Annotated in this window: 22 protein-coding genes and 4 pseudogenes; 12 read left to right on the top strand and 14 right to left on the bottom strand. The window is 60.3% G+C overall.

Annotation, left to right across the window (positions count from 1 at the left end):
* Window positions 1–374: 374 nt before the first annotated feature.
* Window positions 375–545 (top strand): annotated as a pseudogene (locus BN2476_RS09500) (group II intron reverse transcriptase/maturase); the annotation flags it as partial.
* Window positions 546–646: 101 nt separating this feature from the next.
* Here the strand turns inward: BN2476_RS09500 and BN2476_RS09495 are convergent.
* Genes BN2476_RS09495 through BN2476_RS09475 form a run of 5 tightly spaced genes read right to left on the bottom strand, consistent with a single transcriptional unit; the run spans window position 647 to window position 5,648 of the window.
* Entirely contained in the window at window positions 647–2,188 is a 1,542-nt protein-coding gene (locus BN2476_RS09495; RefSeq protein ID WP_235850773.1) for a class I adenylate-forming enzyme family protein, read from the bottom strand.
* 5 nt (window positions 2,189–2,193) lie between these two features.
* Window positions 2,194–2,928 (bottom strand): CoA-transferase subunit beta, encoded by a 735-nt coding sequence (locus BN2476_RS09490; RefSeq protein WP_087733891.1) that lies wholly within the window; start codon window positions 2,926–2,928, stop codon window positions 2,194–2,196.
* Entirely contained in the window at window positions 2,921–3,763 is an 843-nt protein-coding gene (locus tag BN2476_RS09485; protein WP_087733890.1) for a CoA transferase subunit A, read from the bottom strand. Before BN2476_RS09485 ends, BN2476_RS09490 begins: the two co-directional genes overlap by 8 nt.
* An 11-nt stretch (window positions 3,764–3,774) precedes the next feature.
* Entirely contained in the window at window positions 3,775–4,503 is a 729-nt protein-coding gene (locus BN2476_RS09480; RefSeq protein ID WP_087733889.1) for an enoyl-CoA hydratase/isomerase family protein, read from the bottom strand.
* The gene (locus BN2476_RS09475) at window positions 4,500–5,648 is read right to left on the bottom strand and encodes a CaiB/BaiF CoA transferase family protein (RefSeq protein WP_087733888.1); all 1,149 of its coding nucleotides are present in this window, start codon (window positions 5,646–5,648) and stop codon (window positions 4,500–4,502) included. Before BN2476_RS09475 ends, BN2476_RS09480 begins: the two co-directional genes overlap by 4 nt.
* Before the next feature lie 150 nt (window positions 5,649–5,798).
* Between BN2476_RS09475 and BN2476_RS49300 the strand changes: the two genes are divergently transcribed.
* Window positions 5,799–5,924 carry a hypothetical protein gene (locus BN2476_RS49300; RefSeq protein WP_268957878.1) on the top strand — a complete coding sequence of 42 codons (126 nt, stop codon included), beginning with the start codon at window positions 5,799–5,801 and terminating at the stop codon, window positions 5,922–5,924.
* Between the two features lie 17 nt (window positions 5,925–5,941).
* The gene (locus tag BN2476_RS09470; protein ID WP_087733887.1) at window positions 5,942–6,691 is read left to right on the top strand and encodes an IclR family transcriptional regulator; all 750 of its coding nucleotides are present in this window, start codon (window positions 5,942–5,944) and stop codon (window positions 6,689–6,691) included.
* A 19-nt stretch (window positions 6,692–6,710) separates the two neighbouring features.
* On the opposite strand, the gene BN2476_RS09465 is transcribed toward BN2476_RS09470, so the two are convergent.
* Entirely contained in the window at window positions 6,711–8,009 is a 1,299-nt protein-coding gene (locus BN2476_RS09465; protein ID WP_087733886.1) for an MFS transporter, read from the bottom strand.
* Between the two features lie 162 nt (window positions 8,010–8,171).
* Between BN2476_RS09465 and BN2476_RS09460 the strand changes: the two are divergent.
* Window positions 8,172–8,657 (top strand): annotated as a pseudogene (locus BN2476_RS09460) (IclR family transcriptional regulator); the annotation flags it as partial.
* A 268-nt stretch (window positions 8,658–8,925) separates the two neighbouring features.
* Window positions 8,926–10,398, top strand: a complete 1,473-nt coding sequence (locus BN2476_RS09455) for a short-chain fatty acid transporter (RefSeq protein WP_087733884.1) — start codon at window positions 8,926–8,928, stop codon at window positions 10,396–10,398.
* A 45-nt stretch (window positions 10,399–10,443) separates the two neighbouring features.
* On the opposite strand, the gene BN2476_RS09450 is transcribed toward BN2476_RS09455, so the two are convergent.
* Window positions 10,444–11,052, bottom strand: a complete 609-nt coding sequence (locus BN2476_RS09450; RefSeq protein WP_087733883.1) for a cysteine dioxygenase family protein — start codon at window positions 11,050–11,052, stop codon at window positions 10,444–10,446.
* Between the two features lie 173 nt (window positions 11,053–11,225).
* Here BN2476_RS09450 and BN2476_RS09445 point away from each other — a divergent pair, with 173 nt between their 5' ends.
* Complete coding sequence (locus BN2476_RS09445; RefSeq protein WP_087733882.1) at window positions 11,226–12,521, top strand: MFS transporter; 1,296 nt, start codon at window positions 11,226–11,228, stop codon at window positions 12,519–12,521.
* On the opposite strand, the gene BN2476_RS09440 is transcribed toward BN2476_RS09445, so the two are convergent.
* A complete protein-coding gene (locus BN2476_RS09440) occupies window positions 12,518–13,420 on the bottom strand; it encodes a LysR family transcriptional regulator (RefSeq protein ID WP_087733881.1) in 903 nt (300 codons plus the stop codon). The two genes, BN2476_RS09445 and BN2476_RS09440, sit on opposite strands and share 4 nt — an antisense overlap.
* A 140-nt stretch (window positions 13,421–13,560) precedes the next feature.
* On the opposite strand from BN2476_RS09440, the gene BN2476_RS09435 reads away from it, so the two are divergent.
* Window positions 13,561–14,574 (top strand): TauD/TfdA family dioxygenase, encoded by a 1,014-nt coding sequence (locus BN2476_RS09435; RefSeq protein ID WP_087733880.1) that lies wholly within the window; start codon window positions 13,561–13,563, stop codon window positions 14,572–14,574.
* A 10-nt stretch (window positions 14,575–14,584) separates the two neighbouring features.
* Here BN2476_RS09435 and BN2476_RS49295 read toward each other — a convergent pair whose 3' ends face one another.
* Window positions 14,585–14,713, bottom strand: coding sequence for a hypothetical protein (locus BN2476_RS49295; protein ID WP_268957876.1), 129 nt, complete (start codon window positions 14,711–14,713; stop codon window positions 14,585–14,587).
* A 63-nt stretch (window positions 14,714–14,776) separates the two neighbouring features.
* Complete coding sequence (locus BN2476_RS46995) at window positions 14,777–14,935, bottom strand: hypothetical protein (RefSeq protein WP_162497865.1); 159 nt, start codon at window positions 14,933–14,935, stop codon at window positions 14,777–14,779.
* Between the two features lie 136 nt (window positions 14,936–15,071).
* Here BN2476_RS46995 and BN2476_RS49910 point away from each other — a divergent pair.
* Window positions 15,072–15,284, top strand: a pseudogene (locus BN2476_RS49910) (choline dehydrogenase); the annotation flags it as partial.
* A 161-nt stretch (window positions 15,285–15,445) separates the two neighbouring features.
* Here the strand turns inward: BN2476_RS49910 and BN2476_RS09425 are convergent.
* Window positions 15,446–16,414 (bottom strand): NAD-dependent epimerase/dehydratase family protein, encoded by a 969-nt coding sequence (locus tag BN2476_RS09425; RefSeq protein WP_087733879.1) that lies wholly within the window; start codon window positions 16,412–16,414, stop codon window positions 15,446–15,448.
* Between the two features lie 440 nt (window positions 16,415–16,854).
* Entirely contained in the window at window positions 16,855–17,544 is a 690-nt protein-coding gene (locus BN2476_RS09420) for a response regulator transcription factor (protein ID WP_087733965.1), read from the bottom strand.
* A 72-nt stretch (window positions 17,545–17,616) separates the two neighbouring features.
* On the opposite strand from BN2476_RS09420, the pseudogene BN2476_RS09415 reads away from it, so the two are divergent.
* Window positions 17,617–17,821 (top strand): annotated as a pseudogene (locus tag BN2476_RS09415) (transposase); the annotation flags it as partial.
* Between the two features lie 38 nt (window positions 17,822–17,859).
* On the opposite strand, the gene BN2476_RS09410 reads toward BN2476_RS09415, so the two are convergent.
* Both BN2476_RS09410 and BN2476_RS09405 read right to left on the bottom strand, forming a co-directional pair.
* Entirely contained in the window at window positions 17,860–18,354 is a 495-nt protein-coding gene (locus BN2476_RS09410) for a GNAT family N-acetyltransferase (RefSeq protein WP_087733878.1), read from the bottom strand.
* Between the two features lie 136 nt (window positions 18,355–18,490).
* Window positions 18,491–19,447, bottom strand: coding sequence for a LysR family transcriptional regulator (locus tag BN2476_RS09405; RefSeq protein ID WP_235850772.1), 957 nt, complete (start codon window positions 19,445–19,447; stop codon window positions 18,491–18,493).
* 164 nt (window positions 19,448–19,611) lie between these two features.
* Between BN2476_RS09405 and BN2476_RS09400 the strand changes: the two genes are divergently transcribed.
* The 3 genes from BN2476_RS09400 (at window position 19,612) to BN2476_RS09390 (ending at window position 23,837) form a co-directional block, all read left to right on the top strand.
* Window positions 19,612–20,898, top strand: coding sequence for an amino acid permease (locus tag BN2476_RS09400; RefSeq protein WP_087733876.1), 1,287 nt, complete (start codon window positions 19,612–19,614; stop codon window positions 20,896–20,898).
* A gap of 63 nt (window positions 20,899–20,961) precedes the next feature.
* Window positions 20,962–22,191, top strand: coding sequence for a cystathionine beta-lyase (gene metC / locus BN2476_RS09395; RefSeq protein ID WP_087733875.1), 1,230 nt, complete (start codon window positions 20,962–20,964; stop codon window positions 22,189–22,191).
* Between the two features lie 344 nt (window positions 22,192–22,535).
* Complete coding sequence (locus tag BN2476_RS09390; protein ID WP_235850771.1) at window positions 22,536–23,837, top strand: tetratricopeptide repeat protein; 1,302 nt, start codon at window positions 22,536–22,538, stop codon at window positions 23,835–23,837.
* The last annotated feature ends 133 nt before the right edge of the window (window positions 23,838–23,970 follow it).

Below are 23,970 nucleotides of genomic sequence, written 5' to 3'. Positions count from 1 at the left end.
GGAACCGCGCGGTTCCCCCTCTTTTTTATTGTGCGCCCAGCATGGGCGTACTCCTGCGGGTGCAAGTCCCGTCATAAGCTGGTCACAGCAAATGAAGTGAAGCGCAACTGCATGAGGGCGACCGAGTGTGGGGAGGAAGCGTGGAGCGTAAATCGCGAGCCGATGGACAAGAACTGCATAGAAGGCGCTGCCGAGCAGGGCGAGCGGGCAATAAACCGCGAAGCTCTCGTGACCAAGGCGAAGTGGCGTAAATGCAGCGGTTGTGCGATGAAGGAGTGCGTTCTTACCTGGGGACGCCTCGCCTCATGCCTGAAAGGGTGACGGTGTCGAACCGGAGCGAGGTCTCAGCAGAGGTCATAGTAGCCACAGGACAGAAGCGCGGCACGACCATGTATCGGGAGCTGCGCGCCCTCGGCGCGGCCCATGATGTTGCGCGACAGGTGGCGGCCAACAGCCATCGCTGGTGGCGCAACAGCGGCAAGCTGCTCAACGGGGTGCTGACCATCGCATGGTTCGACCGTCTTGGCTTACCCCGCCTCTCATAACCTCAACCTCCCGAACCGCCCGGTGCGGACCCGCATGCCGGGTGGTGTGGCAGGGGCGTAGCCCGGTGGCTACCCCCTATGCCGATTCGCCTTGACCGGCTTCAGTTCGTCGCCCGCTTCTCTTCGTAATAGCCATCGGCGAGACGCGCCGCGAGCGTTTTGCGATCGACTTTGCCCACCGCCGTTTCCGGCAGGGATTCAACGAACACCACGTCGTGCGGCACATAGATGCGCGAAAGCCGCTTCCTAACGGCATCCTGCACATGCTCGGCGTTTGCAGTACCCGCGTCTTTCGGCACGACGAATGCAACCGGCACTTCGCCGAGATCCTTGTCCGCGCGTCCGACCACGCAGCAAGAGACGACATCGCCGTCCGCGACGATCACGCTTTCGATCAGCAACGGCGACAGATTCTCGCCGCCGCGAATGATGACGTCCTTGATGCGGCCAGTCACGTAGAGATAACCATCGTCGTCGAAGCGACCGAGGTCGCCCGTGCGCAGCCATCCATCGGTGACAGTGCGGGCGGTGGCATCGTTCGCGCCGAGATAGCCGGTCATCAGGTTCGGGCCCGCGATGCAGATTTCACCTTCGACGTTGGCCGCGCGGCTCATCGAGCCGTCGGCGGCGCGCAAGCCGACGGTCTGTCCGGGCAGTACCTTGCCGACCGAGCCGATGCGCCTTGCCGTCGGCGGATTCAGCGTGCTCGTGCACGTCGCTTCCGACAGGCCGTACGAGATAACCAGCGGGCAGCCGAGCTTCTCTTCCACCTCCCGATGCAGCGCTTCGGTGATCGGCGCCGAGCCGCAGCGCGCCATGCGCAGAGTCGCGAGCACGTTCGGATCGAAGTGCTGTGCGAGCATGCGCGAGTACATCGTCGGCACGCCGGTGATGATGGTCGGCTTGAAGCGCGTCATCAGTTCCGGCATGTCCTCCGCGCGAAAGCGCGGGCAGAACGCGATCATCGAACCTGCGAGCAACGGCGCGAACAACTGATTGTTGACGCCGTTGGTGTGATAGATCGGCATCACATGCAGCAGGCAGTCGTCGCTCGACAGCGCGCTTTGTTCGAGCACGCCGAGCGCGTTGTTCAGGAGCGCCGCCTGCGTGAGTTGCACGACTTTGGGCCGGCCCGTGCTGCCCGATGTGAAGAGCAGCAGCGCGGGACAATCGGGCGCGACATCGACGGGCGGAAAAGACGACGCCTCCGTCAGACGCACGAAGTCGAGCGTCGCCGTGTGTTCGGAAATAGAGAGCGATTCGATGAACGCAGCATGCTCCGGGTCATGCACGAGGAAACGCGCGCGCGTTTCGATCAGCCGTGCGCTGACTTCTTCGGGCGCCAGTTTGGGTTCGAACACGCAAGGACACAATCCGGCGCGGATTGCCGCAAGCAGCAGCACGACGGCATCGAGCGAGCGGGACATGATGATTGCGACGACATCGCCGGGGCGCGCATCGCGGCCCGACAGACTGGCCGCGACGGCGCCCGTCTCGTGTGCGAGTTCGGCGTACGTGAGCGTCTTTGCGCCGTCGGTCAGCGCGGGAAGGTCCTGCAGACCGCGCGCATGCCAGTACTGATCGAAGGCTTGCGCCAGGCTCGCCGGCCGGACGTCGAGATTCAATGCGGTGGATATCTTCACGGTCGTTACCTGAGCCGGATGGCTGCGTCGCGTTCGAATGTCCCTTGCGGGTCCAGCGCGGCGAGTGCCTCACGTTCGCGCGCGGTGGGCAGCGCGGTCGGGGTGGCATCGGTGGCCTCGAACGAAAATCCGGTCCGCTCGCGCACTTCATCGAGGCTCGATTCCGGATGCCACGATTGCAACGCGAGCCTGCCGTCGCGCTTCACGAACACCGCGATCGGCGTGACGACGCCATGCATGCCGCCCCACGATGTGACGAAATCGAGCTTTTCGACGAGCGTTCGCTTCGAATGCTCCGTGCGCCATGTGCAGGCGCGTTTGGCTGTCGGCAGCATCACCGCGCCGCCGCCGCCACCAGGCAGACGCACTTTCGGATGCGACCAGTCACCGATGCACGAGTTGTTCGCGTTGCCTTCGCCGTCGAGCTGTGCCGCGCCGAGAAAGGTAAGGTCCATGCGCCCGCGTGTGCAGAGATCGTAGAAATCTTCGTTGGCGAAGATCGATGCCGAACCTTCGGCTAGCAGCGGATCGGAACTCGAAATCGGAATCGATGAGGGCGACGGATCGACGCCGCCCGCGACGTTGATATAGACGAAGTCCCAGTCATATGCGCGCTTGGCGAGCAGACATGCGAGCATCGGCGGTGTCGAATTCACGCCGCTGAACGTGATCTCGTCCGGGCGGATGAAACGCGCGAGATTGGTGACGATGTATGAGAAGCCGCTCCAGTTTTCAGCCATGCTTATGTGCCTCCGCCGCTTTTGCTTCCGGCGCCGCATCGATATGACGGGCGAGTGCGTCCGCGCCGTCTTCCAGATACGCTTCGACCGCGGGATAGTCGATCGCATACGACGGCCAGCACGAGCCCGGCCATGCGCCGTTCTGCACAATCGCGTAGTTCTGCACCATGAAATACGGCACGACGGTGAGTTCGGGCTGATCGGCGAAGTTCTCGTCGGACTCTTCCTCGGCGACGACGAGCACGCTTTTCGATGCGCGGCTCATGATGCGGTCCCAGTGATACGTGCCCGCAATGCGCACGTTGCCGAGCCGGTCCACGCTCGATGCGTGAATCACGGCAAAGTCCGGCGCTATCGCAGGAATGACGTAGGTTTGCTGGCCGCTGCCGTAGGGATCGTCGATGCACTTCCAGTCGTTGACGCGCACCAGTTCGCTGCCGTGCACGCCGCCGCACGGCATGAAGGGCACGCCGAACGCGGCCGCGCGCAAACCGGCGGTGAGCGTTGCGCATGCATGCTCTTCGAGCTTCAAGTGGCCTTTTTCGATCGCGCGCCGGTACCACGGCGCGAGCCCGAAATTCCCTTCCATCGCGACGATGCCGCAGCGCGCCCGCGACGCGACGCCTGCGCGGCACAGAATATCGATGTCGTAACCGGGCGACTGCTTGACGATCTCGATGTCGCGTTTTTCCTGACGGATCAGTTCGCGCACGAACGCGAACGGCCCGCGATGCAGGAAACTGCCGCCCAGCCCGAGCGACGCGCCGTTCGGCACGAGCGCCACCAGTTCGGCGAGCGAGAGTTCCTTGTCCTTGCTGGCAAATCCCGAACTCATGTCGATGTCTCCTACGCCCTCTTCGACGAGGCGAGATACGCCTCGATGCGCTTGTGAATGCCGAGCACGGCAGCCGAGCGCACGAGCGCGGCGAGGTCCGTGTCGGCCTGCTCGGTGTCCAGCGCGCGGCGCAGCAGGGCGCGGCTTTCCGCGGGCAGGGCGTTCACGCGCGCTAACGCTTCCTCGATCACCGTGACGTGCTCTTCCGGACCCGCGATGCGTTCGATGAAACCGTTCGCGTTCGCGCGCTCGATATCGAAGGTCGCGGCCGTTTCGAGTATGCGCCGCGCTTCGAGCGTGCCGACGATGCGCGCAAAACGCGCCGAACCGAGCACCAGACCGAACTTCAGCCCGGGCATGCGGAAGGTCGAACCAGGCGCTGCGACGCGCAGGTTGCATGCCGCGATCAGATCGACGCCCGCGCCGAAATTGCGGCCATGCGCGAGCGCCACCGTGAAGCACGATGAACTCGCGATCTTGTTGAGCAAGATCTCGATGCGGATGAAGCGCAGCACGAGATCGCCTTCGCTCTGCGCTTCCACGCCGCTCATGTCGAATCCCGCGCTGAAGCAGCGGCCTTCGCCCTGAAGCGTGACGAGCGGCGTATGCGCGGCTTCGGCTTCGTCGAATGCCTGAATCAGTTCTTCGACGATACTCGCGGACAGCGCATTCAACTTGTCAGGGCGATTGAGCGTGATCGCCCAATGCGTCGATTGCTTGTCGATGACGATATCGCTCACGCCTCGACCTCCGACTTCTTCAGCAATTCGGCGTTGTGCTCGCCGAGACCCGGTGGCCGCATGCGGATTTCAGGCGTCTGTCCCGAGAATTTGACCGGCGATGCGAACGTCCTCGTCCGCACGCCGTTGGGCAATTCGAGCGGCTGCACCCATTCCATATGCTCGACTTGCGTGTCCACCAGCACTTGCGAATACGTGTTGATCGGCGCGCACGGCACACCGGCTTCCCGGAAGCACGCGATCCAGTGCTCCGCGTCATGGTTCGCGAAGATCGCTTCGAGCGTGTCGCGCAGTTCGACCTGATGTTGCGCGCGCAGCGTGGTGGTCGTATAACGCGCGTCGCCTTCGAGCTCGGGACGACCGACGACGCTGCACACCGATTTCCACAGCGCATTGTTGCCCGCCGCCATGCCGAAGTAGGTGTCGCGCGCCTTGAACGCCTGATAAGGCGCGTTGCGCGGATGCGCCGAGCCGAGCTTCTGCGGATCGCGTCCCGTGCCGAAATATTCGGAGGTCTGCAGCGCCGCGATGGCGAGCGTGGCGCCGAGCATCGGCACATCGATATGCGTGCCTTCGCCCGTTTGCGCGACGCCGCGCAGTGCGGACACCACCGAAAACGCCGCATAGAGGCCCGCCGAGAAATCCGCGAGCGGCACGCCGCACTTGACCGGCGCCCCGTCGGGTTCGCCCGTGATGCTCATGATGCCGCTCATGGCCTGAACGGTCAGATCGAAGCCGCCTTCCTGCGAGCGCGGACCCGTTTGCCCGTACGCGGAAATCGAGCAATAGACGATGCCCAGCTTCATCGCGCGGACGGCTTCGTAGCCGAGACCGAGACGATTCATCACGCCAGGACGATTGTTCTCGATGACCACGTCGGCGGTATTGATGAGCGCCTTGGCCTGCTCGATGTCATCGGGATTTTTCAGATCCAGCGTGACCGAGCGCTTGTTGCGATTGAGCGAAGCAAAGTTCTCGCTAAAGCCGTCGGTAATCGGAGGCCACGCGCGCAGCGTATCGCCGCCCTGGGGATGCTCGACCTTGATGACGTCCGCGCCCATGTCCGCGAGCAGCATGCCGCAATACGGCCCCGCAGCGACATTGCAGAACTCGATGACCCTGATTCCCTGAAGCGGCTGATTCATTCAATTCCTCCGGCAGTCTATTGGTACGCGGCGGCGCGTTGTGCGTCCGTCTGGTCCGGCGCGTTCGCCCGAACTCGCTTGCGACCATTGTGACGCGCTGCCACACGCATGTAAACCAAAAGTTGAAACTAACATCCTATAAAATAGGATATGAAGATCGGTGAAAACACCCATTCCGCGATTGATGCGCAGCGCGTCGCGCGGGCAGCCGAAGCCCTCAAAGCCCGGATTTACAGGCTTTTTGCCGATTGGGCCCAGTGTAAAATGAGCTTTTAATCCTAATTTTTAGGACCATGGACAAGACGTTGCTCAAAGGCCTGATGTTGCTGGAGGCGCTCGCTGACCAGAACGGCAAGCCGGTCACAATTCCGGTGCTGGCGGAACAAGTCGGGCTCACGAAAAGCAATACACATCGCACCTTACAGACGCTCGCGCATGCGGGTTACGCGACCCGGGACGAGGCCACCGGCAACTACCGCAGCACCTTCAAGCTGTTCGAGCTGGGCGCCAAGCAGATGGCGACAGTCGATGTGCGGCAGTTCGCGGCGAGCCACATGCGCGCGCTGGTCGATCTGACGCAGGAGACGGTGCATCTGTCCATTCTCGATGGCGCCTCGGTCGTGTACGTCGACAAGATCGAGAGCGCGCAGCCCGTGCGCGCATATTCCGTGCTCGGCGGTCATGCGCCCGCGTATTGCGTCGCGACCGGCAAGATTCTTCTGGCGCATCAGAGCCAGGAATATCTGACGCGCAATCTGACTCACCTCGAGGCGCATACGAAGGCGACCATCACGGCGCTGCCGGCGCTGAAGGCCGAACTCGCGCGCGCGGCGGCCAACGGCTACGCAATGAATCGCGGGGAATGGCGCGAGAGCGTGGGCGGCGTCGCGGCGCCCATCTTCGATGCGTTCGGTGCGGTTGTTGCCGCCATCGGCATATCGGGGCCGCTGGAGCGGCTAAGCCTCAAGCGCATGAAGGAACTCGCGCCGGCCGTGCAGGAAGCGGCATCGAACATTTCGCGCGCGATGGGTTATCGGAAGTAATCGCCGCCACCGCTTACGTTCACGAGACGGCCGGCGCGGACGCTTCACCCGCCGGCTGTTTGTCGGAACGCACGATCACCAGCGTCGCGAGCAGCGCGAACAATGCGCCCGTCACGAGCCACGCGCCGGGCATCGCCTTGTTCGACGTCGTGTGGATCAGCATCGTGCAGATGGCCGGCGTGAAGCCGCCGAACACGGCTTGTGACAGGCTATATGCGAGCGAGAAGCCGGTGCCGCGCACGTTGGCCGGAATGATTTCGGTCAGTGTCACGACGAGCGCCGCCTGATACGACGCGTACATAAACGCGAATCCCACTTCCACGAGCAGAAGGCTCATGAACGATGGCGCCGCGACGAGCCAGGTCATCGCGGGCCACGCGACGATCGCGATCGTCAGCGATGCGCCGACGAGTAGCGGCTTGCGTCCGATGCGATCGGACAGCGCCGCCATCACGGGAATCATCACGAAGGTCGTGAGCGCGACGCACGTCGTCACATAGAACGTGTCGATCGGTTTCAGGCCGAGCTCCGCGCGGCCGAAGGTTGGCGTGTACGCGGTGATCAGGTAAAACATGATGCTGGTCAGGCTGACGAGCATCGTCGACCAAAGAATGATGCGCCAGTTGAGCGCGAGCGACCTGAAGATCTCGCCGACGCTTTGCGGCTTCTGCGCCTTGAAGACGTGTGATTCCGTGACCGAGCGGCGAATCCAGAACAGCACCGGCACGATCGAGCAGCCGAGCAGAAACGGAATGCGCCAGCCCCAAGCGTCCATCTGCTCGTTGGTCAGCGTAAAGCGCAGCGCGACGCCGAGCACGGCGGCGAGCAGTACCGAAACCTGCTGACTCGCCGACTGCCACGACACGAAAAAACCGCGTCGGCCCGGCGGCGCGACTTCAGACAAATATACCGAGACGCCGCCCGATTCCGCGCCCGCGGAGAACCCTTGCAGCAATCGTCCGACGATGACCAGCACAGGCGCGAGCGCGCCGATGCTCGCGTAGGTTGGCGTGACCGCGATCATCAAGATGCCGATGGACATGAGCGTCAGCGTGAGGATGAGGCCCGCGCGCCGTCCGTGACGATCCATGTACGAACCGAGCACGATGGCGCCCAGCGGGCGCGCCAGGAAGCCCATGCCGAACGTGGCGAGCGAGAGCATCAGGGAGATGAACTCGTTGTCACTCGGAAACATGGCCTTCGCGATCGACGACGCATAAAAGCCGTAGACCATGAAGTCGTACATTTCGAGGAAGTTGCCGCTCACGACGCGCACGACGTTCGTTGCGCTCGCCTGTCCCTTTGCCTCGCTGCTCATTGCGCCTCCGGGCTTTCGCCATCGGTTTCCTTGAATCCTATAAAATAGGACGAAACATTCAAAATATGGTTTAACGGATGCTCGCATCGCGTGAAAATCCGGTCAAGAAACTTCGAAAGAATCGAGGGAATTCCCTGAGGAGGCCGGAACGCATCGTCGAGCCACATGCGCGTACTTGCGGATCTCACGAAGGAGACGGTGCATCTATCAGATCTGGATGCCGCGCATGTGGTCTATGTCAACCAGATCGAGAGCTTGCAACCGGTGCGCGTGCATTCGATTCTCGGCACGCACGTGCCCGCGTACTGCATGGCGACGGGCAAGATTCTGCTCGCGTATCAAAGCGAGGATTACCTCGAACGGCATCTGACGAATCTCGTCGCGTATACGCGATCCACCATCACGGATTTCGCTGAGCTGAAAGCGCAACTCGCGCGCGCGGCGCTCAACGGCTATGCGATCAATCGCGGCGAATGGGAAGAGGGGGGCGGCATCGCGGCGCCCATCTTCGACGCGTTCAGGTCGCCAGTTGCGGCAATCGGCATTTCGGGGCCGCTCGAGCGTCTGACGGTGAAGCGCATGAAAGAACTCACGTCGAGGGTGCTCGACGAGACAAAAGGCATTTTGCGTGTGCTGTGCGCGCGTTAAGTCTTCACACGAGCGCGTGAACTGACGCACGCGCGCTTCCACTTCACTCACTTCGCTGTCCACTTCCCGTTGTCGATGTTCCCGGCACATCGCCGGCGCTTTCGCGCGTCCAAGAATTCCCCTCGCAGACGACAAATCCGCTTGACGGTTCTCGTCGAGCGATGTCACGATTTACGCAGCTATTTGAGATGAATGTCCTGTAACGCAGGACGATATTTCTTAGTCGTACGTGACACCCCCAAATCCAACATCAGCGGGAGACAACTGCATGGACCTGAATACAGGCGGGTTGGTCGAAGCATCGGACGCGGGCTCGCGTGAGCTCGTTGCGGATCCGGCCGACACGAAAGGGTTCGAGAGACTGGCCATTCGCATCTCGAACTGGATGGAGCGCTGGTTTCCGGATTCGTTCGTCATCGCCATGCTCGCGGTGCTCGCCGTAGCCGTCGGCGCGTTGCTGATCGGTGCGCCGACGATAGCGGTGGTCAAATCATTCGGCGACGGCCTGTGGAAGCTCTTGCCGTTTTCGATGCAGATGGCGCTTGTGGTCGTCACGGGCTACACGCTCGCGGTGTCGCCGCCGATGCGCAAACTCATCACATGGGTGGCGGCAGTGCCTCGCAACGGTAAATCGGCAGTCGCGTATATCGTATTGATCGCGAACCTGACGGCGTTGCTCAACTGGGGCTTCGGCCTGATCTTCGCCGGGCTTCTTGTAAGGGCGCTCGCACGCCGGCGCGAGCTGAAGATGGACTATCGTGCCGCCAGCGCCGCGGCCTTCATGGGCATCGGCGCGGTCGATCACCTCGGGCTGTCGTCGTCGGCCGCGCTGCTGCACGCCACGCCTGCCAGCCTTCCCAAGGAACTCTTTGCGATCTCGGGCCTCATTCCGTTTGGCGAAACCATCTTCACGTGGCAGAACCTCGTGACCATCAGCGTGATGACGGCTGTCGCCATGCTGGTCGCTTACGTCACCGCACCGACGGGCAAGTATTGTCGCACGGCCGCCGATCTGAAAATTTCCGTCGGCGACGAAGTGAAGACGCGCCTCAGCACGCGTCCGGGCGACTGGCTGGAGAACAGTCCGCTGCTCGTCATTGTCGTGGGCGGCATGTTGCTCGGATGGCTTGCGGTGCAGGGCATGAGCAAGGGCTGGATGGCCATGACGTCCGATCTCAATTCATACCTGATTCTGGTGCTCGCGCTGTCACTGCTGGCGCAGTGGCGCCCGGCGCGCTTCCTCAAGGCGGTCAGCGATTCCGTGCCGTCCGTGGGCGGCGTGATTGTGCAATTCCCGATCTATGCGGGCGTCGCGGCTATTCTCACTACAGCGATGAATGCGTCGGGACATCCGCTTTCGCACTATATTTCCGAGTTCTTCATCGGCCTGAGCGGGGAGCACGGCTTGCCGGTGATCGTCTCCATGTATTCGATCTTCATGGGTTTCGTCGTGCCGTCCGCCGGCGCGAAGTGGGTGCTGGAAGCGCCATATATCCTCAGCGCCGGCACCGCGGTGCACAGCAATCTGGCGTGGCTCGTCATGACGTACAACGGGTCGGAGGCGCTGGCGAATCTGATCAATCCGTTCTGGATGGTGCCGCTCCTGGGCATCGTCGGCCTCAAGGCGCGCAACATCATCACGTTCACGTTTCTTCAGTTCGTATTCCTGGCGCCGGTGACGGTCCTGACCTTCTGGCTTCTTTCTTTTACGATGCAGTGGCATCTGCCCGTCTTTCCGTGACGTGCGACGGCGACTCGACTTGAGGAGAAGCGCGCGGTTGATGCATCACGCAACCGCGCTTCGCCTTTCGTCGTCGGTGAGCATCCACAAGTTCGGTATGACGGTCGACGAGAACCCGGACACGAACGCCTTAACGCTGCCCGTCGCCTCGTCATACACATGACGCTGCACGCGTCCGATATTCGCGCCGTAGACATGGATGCTGATCGACACGCGATCGTCATACAGGTTACGCACCCGATGCACGTCGCCGGCCGTCGGTGAGACGCAATCGATATCGCCGACGTCGAGCACGCACGATTCACCGGCGAGCATTGGCATGACAGCCCCGCGCGTTTTGAAGCGAGTCGATTCCTCGCCTCCGCGCAGCATGCCGATCATGCCCCACACGGTGTGATCGTGAATCGGCGTCTTTTGCCCCGGACCCCACACGAAGCTCACGACGGAAAAGCGCTGCTTCGGATCACAATGCAGCAGGTACTGCTGATAGTGCTCGGGATGTGGCGCGGCGAATGCGTCCGGCAGCCAGTCATCGTGCGCGAGCAGGCGCGACATCGGCGCGCGCAGGTCGTCGAGGATGACGGTTTCACGTGCGCCGTCACGCACGATATCCGTGAGCTCGCCGACGAAATCGCGCAAGCGCGCAATGCTCATGATGTTCTCCCGCGGATTTAATCCTAATTTATAGGATGCAAAAATCATAATTTGGTTTACACGATGATCGCATCGTCGCAGAATGCGGTCAAGCGTAAGTGCGCTCGCACCCGTAGCGAACCTGGAGCTCGCGAAAGAGGCCGGGCATGAACTGCATCCGATGGAGACGAATCATGCAATCTGGCACATCCGGCAAGACGCGAGAGTCATCGGCGCGCACGATCCTGCGCGTGACGAGCGGCAACTTCCTCGAGATGTATGACTTCTCGGTCTACGGCTTCTACGCGTTGTCGATCTCACACGCACTGTTTCCGCGCGGCAACGAGTTCGTCTCACTGATGCTGTCGTTCGCGACGTTTGGCGTGGGCTTTCTGATGCGGCCGATCGGCGCGCTCGTGCTCGGCTCGTACATCGACCGGCGCGGCCGCCGCGCGGGCCTGCTGCTCACTCTCGCGCTCATGGCTGCCGGCATGCTCATGATTACGTTCGTGCCGGGTTACGACACGATCGGCATCGCGGCGCCAGTCATCGTCGTGATCGGGCGTTTGTTGCAGGGCTTTTCCGCCGGCGCGGAACTGGGCGGCGTGTCAGTCTATCTCGCGGAAATCGCGCCACCGGGACGACGTGGCTTCTTCGTGAGCTGGCAATCGGCAAGTCAGCAGGCCGCCGTCGTGTTCGCAGCGCTGCTCGGTGTGGGCCTGCGATTCGCGCTCACGCCCGAGCAGATGAACAGCTGGGGCTGGCGCATTCCGTTTCTGATCGGCTGTCTCATCATTCCGGTGCTCTTCGTGATTCGCAAGCGCCTGCGCGAAACGAAGGAGTTCGAATCGCGCACGCGGCATCCGTCGAGCAAGGAGATATTTGCATCGCTCAGGGACAATGCGCGCATCATCGGCGGCGCGATCATGCTCGTGACGCTCACCGCCGTTATGTTCAACCTGATCACCGCCTATACGCCGACGTTCGGCTCGCGCGTGCTGAAGCTGCCCGCGATCGATTCGTTCATCGTGACGATGGCCGTGGGCATCGTCAACTTCACGATGCTGCCGATAGTCGGCGCGATATCCGACAAGGTGGGGCGGCGCGCGGTGCTCACGGTATGCGCGGTGCTCGTAATTCTCACCGCTTATCCGGCAATGCTCTGGCTCGTTCAGACGCCGAGCTTCACGCGTCTGCTCGTGGTCGAAGTGTGGTACGCGATGATCTACGGCTCGTATCAGGCCGGCATGGTGGTGGCGCTCACCGAGATCATGCCCGCGAATATCCGCGGCACGGGCTTTTCGCTCGTATGGAGCTTGGCGCAAGCTATCTTTGGCGGTTTCACGCCATTTATTTGCACGGCGCTTATTCAGGTCACGCAGAACCGCGCGGTGCCCGCGTTGTGGCTGTCGTTCGCGGCGCTCATTGCTTTGCTCGCGACATTCCGCATGTTCGCGAGGCCGGCGCCAGAGACGCGCGCCGCCTACTAAGCGTCAGACGTCGGGCCGCGCTCGAACTCGCTCGTTTCCATCGCGAGCGACGCCACTGCTTCCACGACCGGATCGGTCGCCGTATGCCGATGCAGCGCGACGAATTCCACCGGCCCGAGTTGTGGGGCGGTATCGATCACGCGAAGCCTTCCCGCTGCGATTTCCGCGTGATACGACATGCGCGGCAGCAGGCTCACACCGAGTCCTGTCACGGTCAGGTCGGCGAGCACGCGCACGTTGTTGCACGAGATGACCGGGCGATAGTCGGCGTGTGCATCGCGAAACCAGCGCTCGATCACCGGATAGTGATGCGATTGCGACGACAGCCCGAGCACCGGCCACGCCGCGAGTTCGGCGGGCGTAAGCTTGCGCGAGGGAACGTCGAGCTCGGGTGCGCACATCCACACGAACTGATCGAAGCCGAGCGATATGGCTTGCAGTCCGCTCTCCACGACAGGACCCGTCACGAGCGCGAGATCGAGATCGCCGGTTCGCAGCTTGTCGACGAGCTGCGCTGTGAGGCCCATGTCCAGCACGACGGCGAGATTCGGATAACGCTCGCGCAACGTGCTCATCAACTTCGGCAGCCAGGTGATCGCAACAAGATTAACGACGCCGAGCCGTACCGTGCCTGTCAGCGCATCCTTGTCGCCGATTCGGTGCCGCACATTCGAAGCCAGCCTGACGATTTCGCGCGCCGCTGCAACGAGGTCTTGTCCTTTGGCGGTGAGACGCGCGCGGTGCTGACTGCGGTCGAATAGCTCGACGCCCAGCGACCGTTCCAGCTCGCGAATGCGCGCGGACACGGTCGATTGCGTGGCATTGAGCGTTTGCGCGGCGGCGCCGAAACTTCCCGTGTCGACGATGCGAAGAAAGGTTTCAAGCTGCCGGATATCCATTGCTCGTTGTCGTGTGAGGGATGCGCCGCTTCATCGACTATTTCGATGAGTGACGATCGGAATGTCTCGCTATCTTGCGGCAGGGGTACGTCGTAGACTGGTTTCACGACGACGCACCCTCACGAGAACAAGGAGATGAGATGGAAGATCAAGCAATCATACTGGAAGAAGCCACGCGCGAACCAAATGAGCCGGTGCGCATGACGCCGTTCAGCGGACCGATCGCTTGGACGCGTGCTTCTCTGGCGCCGGACGATGGCATGGTGAAGATCAGCGAGGCCTGTCGGCGCGAACTCGACGAAGTCGTTGCAATGTTGCGCGCGAATCCGCTGCCGACCGCGCTGTTGCGTCCCGACGATTTCTCGCTCAAACGCTGCTGCGCGATGATGCGCGAAGCATCGCAACTGCTGATCGAAGGGCCGGGCTTTGTGATCGTCGACCGCCTGCCGATGGAACTATGGAGCAAGCAGGAAGCGACCGCGGTCTACTGGCTGCTCGCGCAAATGGTCTCGCGTCCGGTCGCGCAGAGCTGGGACGGCAAGATGATTTACGACGTGCGCGATCTCGGCAAGCCGCCGGGCAACGGCGTGCGTCCCGACATCACCAGCGCGGAACAGAATTTTCATACGGACAACAGCTATAACATCTGCCCGCCGGACTATGTGGCGCTTCTCTGCCTGCGGCCCGCGAAGCAGGGTGGCGTGAGCAGCATCGTGAGCTTCTACACGGTGTACAACCAGATGATCGAGCGTTATCCGCAACTACTGCCGCGCCTTTTCAGGCCATATATCTTCGACCGCCAGCGCGAGCACGCACCCGGCGACGCGACCCTCATCAGCCATCCGCTTTTTCAGAACGAAGGCGGACGCATGGTGTGCAGGCTGTCGCATCGCCATGTAATTGCGGGCTATGAGATGGCCCAACGGGAAATGGACACTGAGACCCTCGACGCGCTGCAAACGCTCGAAGCCGTGATGCGCGAACCGCAATGGGCGCGCGAGTTTTTCTTCGAGCCGGGACAGATTCAGATCGTCGATAACCTGCGCTGCGGGCATCGACGCACGCAGTTCGTCGACTTCGATGAGGAGGAACGGAAGCGCCATCTGGTGCGATTGTGGCTTCGCGATGCGCGCCGGCGCTTTTATAACGGGTGATGCGTCCGATTTAATCCATCAGGTCGCTCAACCGCGAGTACACGAAGGCCTCGAGCGCGAGCCAGATCGCGGCCATGTCGTTGGTGACGGTCGATGGTACGACGGGTACAGCCGTATCCTCGGTGAAGGCTTCGCGCACGCCTTCCAGATAGCCCTCCGAATGGCCCGACCTCTCCCGCCAGAAAAACTGCCTCCGGGTCCGCTACGGCGGCGACAGCGCGTAACGCGAGACCGAGATGCCGGCCGGCGTCGCGCAGCACTTCAGCGCTTTCGCATCATGCGATGCGGTTTCCGCCACCATGTTTTCGAGCACGCGCGCATGGGCGATCTCGTGCTTCGGCGTACGCTCGTCGACGGGCACGAGCTTCAGTTACTTGAGAATTGCGTGCCCCGACGCGAGAGTATGGAGGCAGCCCACGAGTCCGGACCTTCAGCTGTCGGGTGTGGGCCCGGGCGCGCTGCTGCGGCGAGCCGGCGTGCCCGGGCTGCATTAGCTCAAAACGTGGATCGGCCTGCAATATGCACTGAGCCGCTCCGGGCCGCTCACGCTCTCGCGGCCAGTCCGGTCGCGATCTTCACACGTTCAAGCGAACAGCTCACGCGCCCGGATATCGATCCACGTGCAGCCACTGAGCGCGGACAAGCCGGGAGAGGGCGCGCATCCGTTCTCGGCATTCACGTCGTCGGTGTGTCAGTTGAGGCCATATGCCCTGTGACGACCTGGCGTATCACGGAAGCGGAGGACCGCTCGGACTCGCCGGCACTACCGAAGTATTTGTTGCCTTTTGAGCGTAACCCCGCGATGGCGCAGCGTCGGGGACGCCCCTGAACGAATCTGAGGAGCGCGCGTTGTTGACCGTTAGATGATGATTCAGAGGTTGGCGGCAGGGCCGACGACGATCCCATCAGCGATAAGCGCCTGGAGCGACTCATAGACGGCCTGAAGGCTCGTGTACCGAGGTTGATACCCGAGGCGTTGGCGGCTTTTTTCGACCGAGTGCGAAGAACTGCGGATCACGTGACCGCGAGTGTTCTCCGCGTATTCGCCGAGACAGAGAATCCACTCGTCGAAGGGCTTGTAAGCAATGCGGGGTTCCTTCCCGAACCAACGGTAAACCGCTTCGGCAAAGCCTCGCAGGGTAACCGCTTGTTCAGAAACAGTATTGAATACCTCCCCGACTGATGCAGCCCGATTCTCTATCGCCCGAATGATCCATTGCGCGACATCATCGGCATGAACGTGATGCACTGTCTCAAGTCCGAGATTCGGAAGAACCAGTTCGTCACTGCGCACAATCAACGAATAGACGTCTGGGTCCGCATTGCCTGTCGGATTGATAGGTACCCAACCTTCACCTACGATATGGCCAGGCCGGAAGCAAGTGGCGGGGAAGCCGTTTAATCGTGCCTCGCGCATGAGCCACGACTCAATCTCGGCTTTGCCCTTGCCGTAACTGTCTATAGGATTCGGCGCGTCTGCCTCAGTCGATGGAACGGTGACATAGCGCCCGTAGACCCAGATCGAGCTGCAGAAAAGATAATGCTCAACCTTTCCCCGTAGCGCTTCAACTATGTGCTGCGTGCTGGAGAGATCGAATGCGATCATATCGACAACGATATCCGGAGCAAGATCCGCGATTTTCGCGCCGAATTGACCAGATCTTTCTGCTGCTGCTCGATCAATCGTTACGTTTTCGATCTGGCTCCACGCGTAGTGTGGTCGGTAAGGTTTGGCGGAACCACGGCTCACGTTTACTACCTCGTGCCCTAGGTCGACAAGTCTGGGTACCAAGTAGCTCCCGATGTGTCCGCTCCCACCGATGATGACAATGCGTGACATAGTTTTATTCCTCAGCTTGCAGAATCAGCTGCTAAAAAACCTCTTGTCTCTACGCAGAAGGCATGATGATGGTCGAGTTTCGATGCCATATCGAGTTCGAGTTCATGCACACACCATAGAGTGCTGAACAGACATGTGAACTGTCTATCATCCCCGTCTCCGAGGGTAAGACCGCGTATTTTATCCGCTACCGGTCGGTCAGATCCATGTTAATACACGCATAGAACTATAGCCTGATCGAAGATATCTTCTGTGTTGAGATGAGAGATTGACTCAGAACATCGTGCCTCTGCTTCTTCAACGGTCGGCATGCTCAAGGCAGAAGCAAGCCGTGCTTGCTGGCTAGATCGGTGGTGATGTGCCACAGACGAGTGGCATCGTGCCGGTTCAGCTCAAGCATTCGCGGGCCGAAGCGCTTGGGCTGACGTAGCACCAGCCGCTTAAGTCCCTGTGTCGCCCTTCTCGATCCGTTCGAGCCGATACCCATAGCCGTAGATCGGCATCAGGCGATAGCCGTTTTCGGGACGCAAGCCGAGCTTCGCGCGCAGCATCGACACGTGTGTGTCGATCGTGCGCGATGGAATGGCCGCCGCCTGCTTCCAGATCGCTTCGAGAATATGCAAGCGCGACAGCGGCCTGCTCAGATGCTTGAAGAGCAGCAACGCGAGTTCGAATTCCTTGTGTGTGAGCGTGACGGCATGGCCGCGCACACGGACGCGCTTCGAGCCCGGTTCGAATTCGTATGCGCCGAACACTTCCTTCTCGGCCACCGGCTCCTGGCCAGGGTTGCGCAGCAGCATGCCGACGCGCGCGAGCAGCGTCGCCGCGCTGATGGGTTTGACGAGACAATCGTCGACGTCCGTGATCTGGCCGGACGTATCGTCTGTCTTCGTCGTCAGGAGGACGGGCAGACACTCGTTAAAATTCTCACGGACCCAGTGCACCACCTCGTCAGCCGACAGGCCCGGCGCATCACGATCGAGCACGAGCAGATCGAACGGCTGGCTACGCAGTTGCGCGACCAGCGCGTGTCCATCCGCGAACGCATGGCTGGTGTGCCCCGTCGCCGACAGCGTCCGGCACACGAAAACGGCTTGCGCCTGCGTCTCCTCCAGAACTGCAATTCTCATAAAACCCGCCACGCTCACTCGTTGGTTCCGTCCCCACCGGGCAATCGTTGACGAAAGACAACGACCCGGCCTGAAGTGATCAAACTGCAGGAAGCAATAAAGGGATTTGTATTGCTGCCCCGGCGGTGGGTGGTCGAGCGCAGCTTTGGATGGCTTGACCGCTTCGGCCTCGGACGGGACTGTGAGCGGCTACCCGAAAACCCTTGCTGGGCTTCATTGTTTGGTCTTCGCCATGCTCATGCTCGTTCATGCAGGGCCAGTACTTCAAGGTTCCTGACACGCTCTAATAATGCAACGAACTTCTAACTCGCCACACTAGAGGGCCATCACCATTTCGTTCCACGTCATACCGCCATGATCAGAGTCGGAAGGTTTGACGTATTGGTACCCGAACTTTTTATATAGCTCGACGTGGCGATCTTTGCACATCAGGTGAATGGTGGATTTGCCCATTGCTCGCATCTTGTCAATGAAGGTCTGCATCAGCACGCTTGAGTAGCCGTTTCCCTGCTCGGCGGGGTCGACAACGACAGACATGATGACAACATTGTGAGCTTGAGCGTCGTGCCCGATGAGTTCCTTGAAAGCCTCGTCGGACATAACCACGTCGTAAGCGCAACCCGAGTTGATGAAGGCAATCACGCAACCGTCACGCTCCATGACGAGGAATCCCTCAGGATACTGCTCGATGCGCGTCGCGATCTTTTCGCGTGTTGCGGCTTCGTCGCCTTCATATGCAGAGATCTCGATCTCGTAGCAGCGGTCAACATCGATGGGCCGGGCCTGGCGAAACTGAATGTCGTTGGTCATGGATGTCACCTAACATGCGAAATTGTAACCTCGGGGATGTTATGTTTTTAGACTGGCTCGTGTACTGAATGATCTTCAGCTCATGCTGCAAGACGTGCAGTATCTGCCGACCTGCAGAGCTTGGCGTTCATCTCCCTCACTTTCCTTTGCTCCTGGCGTGCTGCGTCACGTTTGGCGTATCGTCAAGTGCTCGAAGCAGTTGCTCCCGCATCCAGGCGTGGGCTGGTGTGCCAGCATACCGAACATGGAAGTACACCTTGAGCGTGTACGGGGGAGTATCGAAGGGAGTTGGAAAAATCTCGAGATGAGAGGTTGAGCGCAACTGCTCTGCCACTCGTCGAGGCAACGTGAGCAGCAACTCGGTGTTGGCAACAATGAAAGGAGCGGCCATGAGGCTCGGCAGCTGAATTGCGACGCGACGCCGATGCCCGCTCTTCTTCAACGCCTCGTCAATTACACTGCCGGAACTCGTCCAGGGCAGCACGGCGACATGCTTCTCGTGCAGATATTGCTCGATAGACAGGGTGTCCGAGATGCGTGGGTGAAGCTTTCGCACTGCGACGACATAGTCGTCAGTGAAGCCCTCAAAGGACTCCACCCCCTCGCTGAGCGCGCTGTCCGCATCCGCAAAGCTGAGCGCGAAATGAGCGCGCCCTGCCGCGAGATCTTCCAGCGAGTCGCGATGACTGGAGTACACCACCTTGACACGTAAATCAGGGGCAAGCGCCTGCAGCCGGGCCATGAAGCTCGGTAACAGTGCGAATGCAGTGAAGTCCGTGGCCGCTAGGGTAAAGGTCTGCGTGCTAGTCGCCGGAACAAAGGGACCGGCGGAACTCAGATTGTCAGAGAGCAGGCCGAGCGCATCGGAGACAGCCCGCGACATCTGGTCCGCCAGGGCCGTGGGCTGCATTGCACTTCCATAACGCACAAAGAGGTCGTCGGCAAAGGTGTTGCGCAATCGTGACAGCGCGTGGCTGCATGCAGAAGAGCTGAGGGCCAATTCGTCGGCCGCAGCCACGACGCTGCGGTGCCGATAGAGCGCGTCGAACACAAGCAGCAGATTCAGATCCAGGCGGCGCAATGGGTCGTGCATAGAATGCATTTTCTCATGACAAAAATGCAGTATGCACATCTTTTTCTTTTCTTACCATACTTCGACCTGTTCAAGATTAGAGGGCGGGAAGCGCGGCGTGTCCATCTCGCTTCGCGCATCTCTGGCGCATGACACCCTGCGTTCAAAAAAAAGGAGCCACCTGCATGTCAACGATCAAGACTCCTACGCTCGCACGCAGCGAGCCGCTGCTGGAGATTCCCTTTACGGGTTACGACTTCGGATGGATCGTCCTCTGTATCGGGATGGCCATCGGGTCGGGCATTGTCTTCATGCCCGTGCAGGTGGGACTCAAGGGGGGGTGGGTGTTCCTTACCGCTATCGCGCTGTCCTATCCCGCGGTGTATCACCTGCAAAACCTGTTCTTGCGCACCTTGATGCAGTCCGAGGTAAGGGAGGACTACGCCGGAGCCATTTCCCACTACTTAGGCAAGAACTGGGGCATCGCGCTCGCGTTTGTATATTTCGTCATGCTATTCGGCGCCATTGTCACATACGCGACGTCGATCACGTATGACAGCGCCTCCTACCTGCAAACATTCCATATCACCGACCACGCACTGTCCGACAACGGTTGGTACAGCCTTGCCCTGATCGCAGTGTTGGTTGTCATCTCCGCCCAGGGGGAACGGCTCTTGTTCAAGGTGGCGGGCCCCATGGTGGCTGTGAAGTTCACGATTATCGTCGCGATGGCCGTTGTGATGGTGCCCCACTGGAACGTCCAGAATATCCTCCGCCCGTTGGACGTCGGCAACTTCGTGCGAGATGTCCTGACGACGCTGCCCTTTGCGCTGTTCTCGATCCTGTACGTGCAGATCCTGAATCCCATGAACATCGCCTACCGCAAGCTCGAATCGGATCCCCGCGTCGCGGCGTATCGCATCGTTCGCGCAAACCGCATCGCGTATGCCGTTCTCGTCGTGTCGGTTTTGTTTTTTGCGTTCTCGTTTGCTTTCACAATCAGCCAGGCCGACGCGGCGTATGCGTTGGAGCACAACATTTCGGCACTCGCAATTGTCGCCAAGGTGATGCCAGGAGCGTGGGTCAAGGCCATGTCCGTGATGCTTGATATCTTCGCGATCGTGAGCGCATTCTTTGGCATCTACCTGGGCTTCAACGAAGCGGTGCGGGGCATCGTGCTCAACATGTCGGCACGCTTCGTTCGCACGGAATACCTGAATAAGTCAGCCGTCGATGTCGGCGTTACATGCGCGATCGTGTTGATGCTGTGGGTATGGGTATCGGCAAATTTCTCCACCATGTTGATCCTTCAATTGACAGGACCGACATACGGGATCACTACCTGCCTGGTGCCGTCTTATTTGGCCTGGCGCGTGCCTTCGCTGCGAAATCTCAGGGGAGGGGCTGTTTACTTTGTGTTTCTCTACGGGTTGCTGTTGATGGTGTCGCCGCTATTCAGGCTCTTTGAGTAGTGATTGCAGGTACGTGTGTCAGCGGAATGTGGATGCAACTTTGATTGAGCATTGGAGTTTGTGATGAAGCGCGACGCCGAACAGTTCGGAATGGAAACACAACTGACCCGTTTGGGTAGAGATCCGCAGGACCAGTATGGATTTGTGAATACACCGGTGTATCGAGGTTCCACGGTTATTTTCAAGACTGTGGACGACTTGGAGAACTCCCGCGCCAGGTTTGCCTATGGGACGCTCGGCACGCCGACCATCGAAAGCCTGGAGTCGGCATGGAGCGCAATCGCAGGCGCCGCAGGGACCGTCATTTCGCCGTCGGGTCTGGGCGCGGTTGGTCTGGCGCTGTTGACGACACTTAAGAGCGGCGATCACTTGCTGATGCCAGATAGCGTGTACCGACCAACCCGTGTATTCTGCGCCGACCTTCTGGCCAAGTTCGGCGTAGAAATCGAGTATTACAATCCGGAAATCGCGGCGGGCATTGAGCAATTGATCAGAGCTAACACGTCGACCATTTTCCTGGAGTCCCCGGGCTCGCAAAGTTTTGAGATTCAGGACGTGCCTGCGATCACTCGTATTGCGAAGGCGCGCGGCCTCAAGACCATCATCGACAATACGTGGGCGACTCCGATTTTCTTCCGTGCGCACGATCACGGATGCGATCTCTCGATCGAGGCAGGCACCAAGTATCTAGGTGGGCATTCAGACTTACTGATGGGGCTGGTAAGCGCGAACACCGAAACGTGGCCCGAGCTTAGGAAAACCTACGACAGCCTTGCAATGCTACCGGGCGCGGAGGACTGTTTTTTGGCGTTGCGTGGACTGCGCACCATGCACCTACGACTCGAGGCCGCGCAACATCGAGGAATCGAGATCGCGTCGTGGTTGGCCCAGCAACCCGAAGTGATGCAAGTACTGCATCCCGCCTTGCCGTCTTGTCCGGGACATGAACTCTGGAAGCGCGACTTCAACGGATCAACGGGCTTATTCTCCATGATTCTGAAGCCGCAGTTCGACAAGCCGGCAGTCGCGGCCATGTTGGACAACATGGCTATCTTCGGTATGGGGTATTCGTGGGGTGGTTTCGAAAGCCTGATCATCCCTTTCGACTGCAGCGAATATCGCACGGTTACCCGATGGGAACCTGGCGGATTGGCCTTGCGTCTTCAGATTGGCTTAGAGGACACGGAAGACCTCAAGCGAGATTTGCGAGCCGGACTGGATCGATTAGTGAACGATGTTCGCGCGCGACACCCCGAGTTCGCACCTGTGTCGTGCGGTCAAGTGGTCTACTGAGCGTCTCGCGGCACACCATTGATCCGGCGCTTCCCCCATCACAATCCATTCCGATACGCCTGCGCCATGTACCGACGTATTCGCATTGGGGAACAGGCGGCGAATCAACGGCACACGGCAAGGCCAATCCAAAAAAAGGCGGATCATTCATCGAAAAAGCCGATGAATTAGGTCGAAAAAGAGCATTTGATCGAAGGAGCGTTAGATCCCACACTTCTCATCGATCCATGCACCGAAAGGTCGTGAGTGAAAAATAAATAAGGTCACTTGATCAGGAGACAAGCATGAAGCAAGACTGGCTGGGTAATCCCGTGACCGTCGATTCGGATGCGACGCTCGCCGGCGTGAACGACTTTATCGAAGGCTTTCTCGCTTACGACAACAAGGCCGCGAACATTCTGCAGGCGGCTGACGAGGCGCCGGACAACTGCATCGCGAACGCGTACGCGGCACTGTTCTACATGTTTCTTGAGAGCACCGATGCGCCGGGCCTCGCCCGCCCGTATCTCGAGAAGGCTGAAGCGGCTGCGGCGGGCGCGGCACGTCGCGAGCAGATGACGGCAGCTGTCGTGCGCGGCTGGGTCGACGGCAACATTGGACGTGTGCTGGAGCTTTCGCACGAGGTGGCCAAGGAATTCCCGCGCGATCTCGCGGTCGTCAAGCAGGCCCAGTACCACTACTTCAACCTTGGCAACTGCGCGGGCATGCTGTCGGTGGCCGATCAGGTAATGGACCGGAATCAGGACGTTCCCTACATGCACGGCCTGGCCGCATTCGGTTACGAGCAATGTCATTTGATTGACGAAGCTGAGGCGTCAGCGCGCAAGGCGATCTCGATGAAGCGCAAGGAGCCGTGGGCCCATCACGCGATGGCGCATGTCATGCTTACGCGCGGGCGCACACAGGACGGGCTGGACTTCATGACTGACGTGAGCGAGACGTGGGTCGACCTGAACTCGTTCATGTATACGCACAACTGGTGGCATCTTTCGCTATTCCTGATCGGCCAGGGACGCTACGAGGACGTACTCAAAATCTATGACAAACACATCTGGGGCATCTGGAAAGAGTACTCGCAGGATCAGATCGGAGCGGTGTCGTTGCTGATGCGACTAGAGCTGGTGGGTGTCGATGTTGGCAATCGCTGGGCCGATCTCGGGCAGTACATCAAGGTGCGAATAAGCGACTTCGTGCAACCGTTCCTGACGATGCAGTATTTGTATGGCCTGGCTAAGGCGAAATTGCCGGAGACCGATCAGTTGATAGATCACCTCCGTACTTTCGTTGCTCATGCTCCCGCGCTGACACGTGCTGCCTGGGGAGAAGTTTGCCTGACTGCATGCGAGGGTCTGTTGGCTCACGCGCGTGGCGATTATGAGCTGGCGTTTCGAAAAATGAGCGCCGCTGTTCCGCGCCTGCTCGAAATTGGCGGCAGCCACGCGCAACGCGGACTGTTCGATCAGATCCTGCTGGACAGCATGATGAAGACGGGGCGCTATGCGTCGGCGCAGCAGATACTTGAGTTGAGCCGGGCATACGATCCTACGTCTGTGCCGATCAACCTTGCACTGACCTACGTCTATGAGCGCTTGAACCTGCGTCGCGAAGCCGCCAGAGCGCGAGCTCGGACCGCCATGTCCGCCTAGCATGATCCCGCGGAAGCCGGCAGCGCGTGTGATCGCTACATATCTGATGAAGGGTTTGCCGGTTCTATTCGGTTTTGTTCGTCCTTCGCTGAATAGGTGAAGACGGGGAGCGCTGTTGTCTCGTGAAACGCGA

It is taken from the genome of Paraburkholderia piptadeniae (genome assembly GCF_900007165.1).
Taxonomy (GTDB): Bacteria; Pseudomonadota; Gammaproteobacteria; order Burkholderiales; family Burkholderiaceae; genus Paraburkholderia; species Paraburkholderia piptadeniae.
Note: the sequence above shows the minus strand (reverse complement) of the source record. Positions and strands in the feature narration are given on the sequence as shown.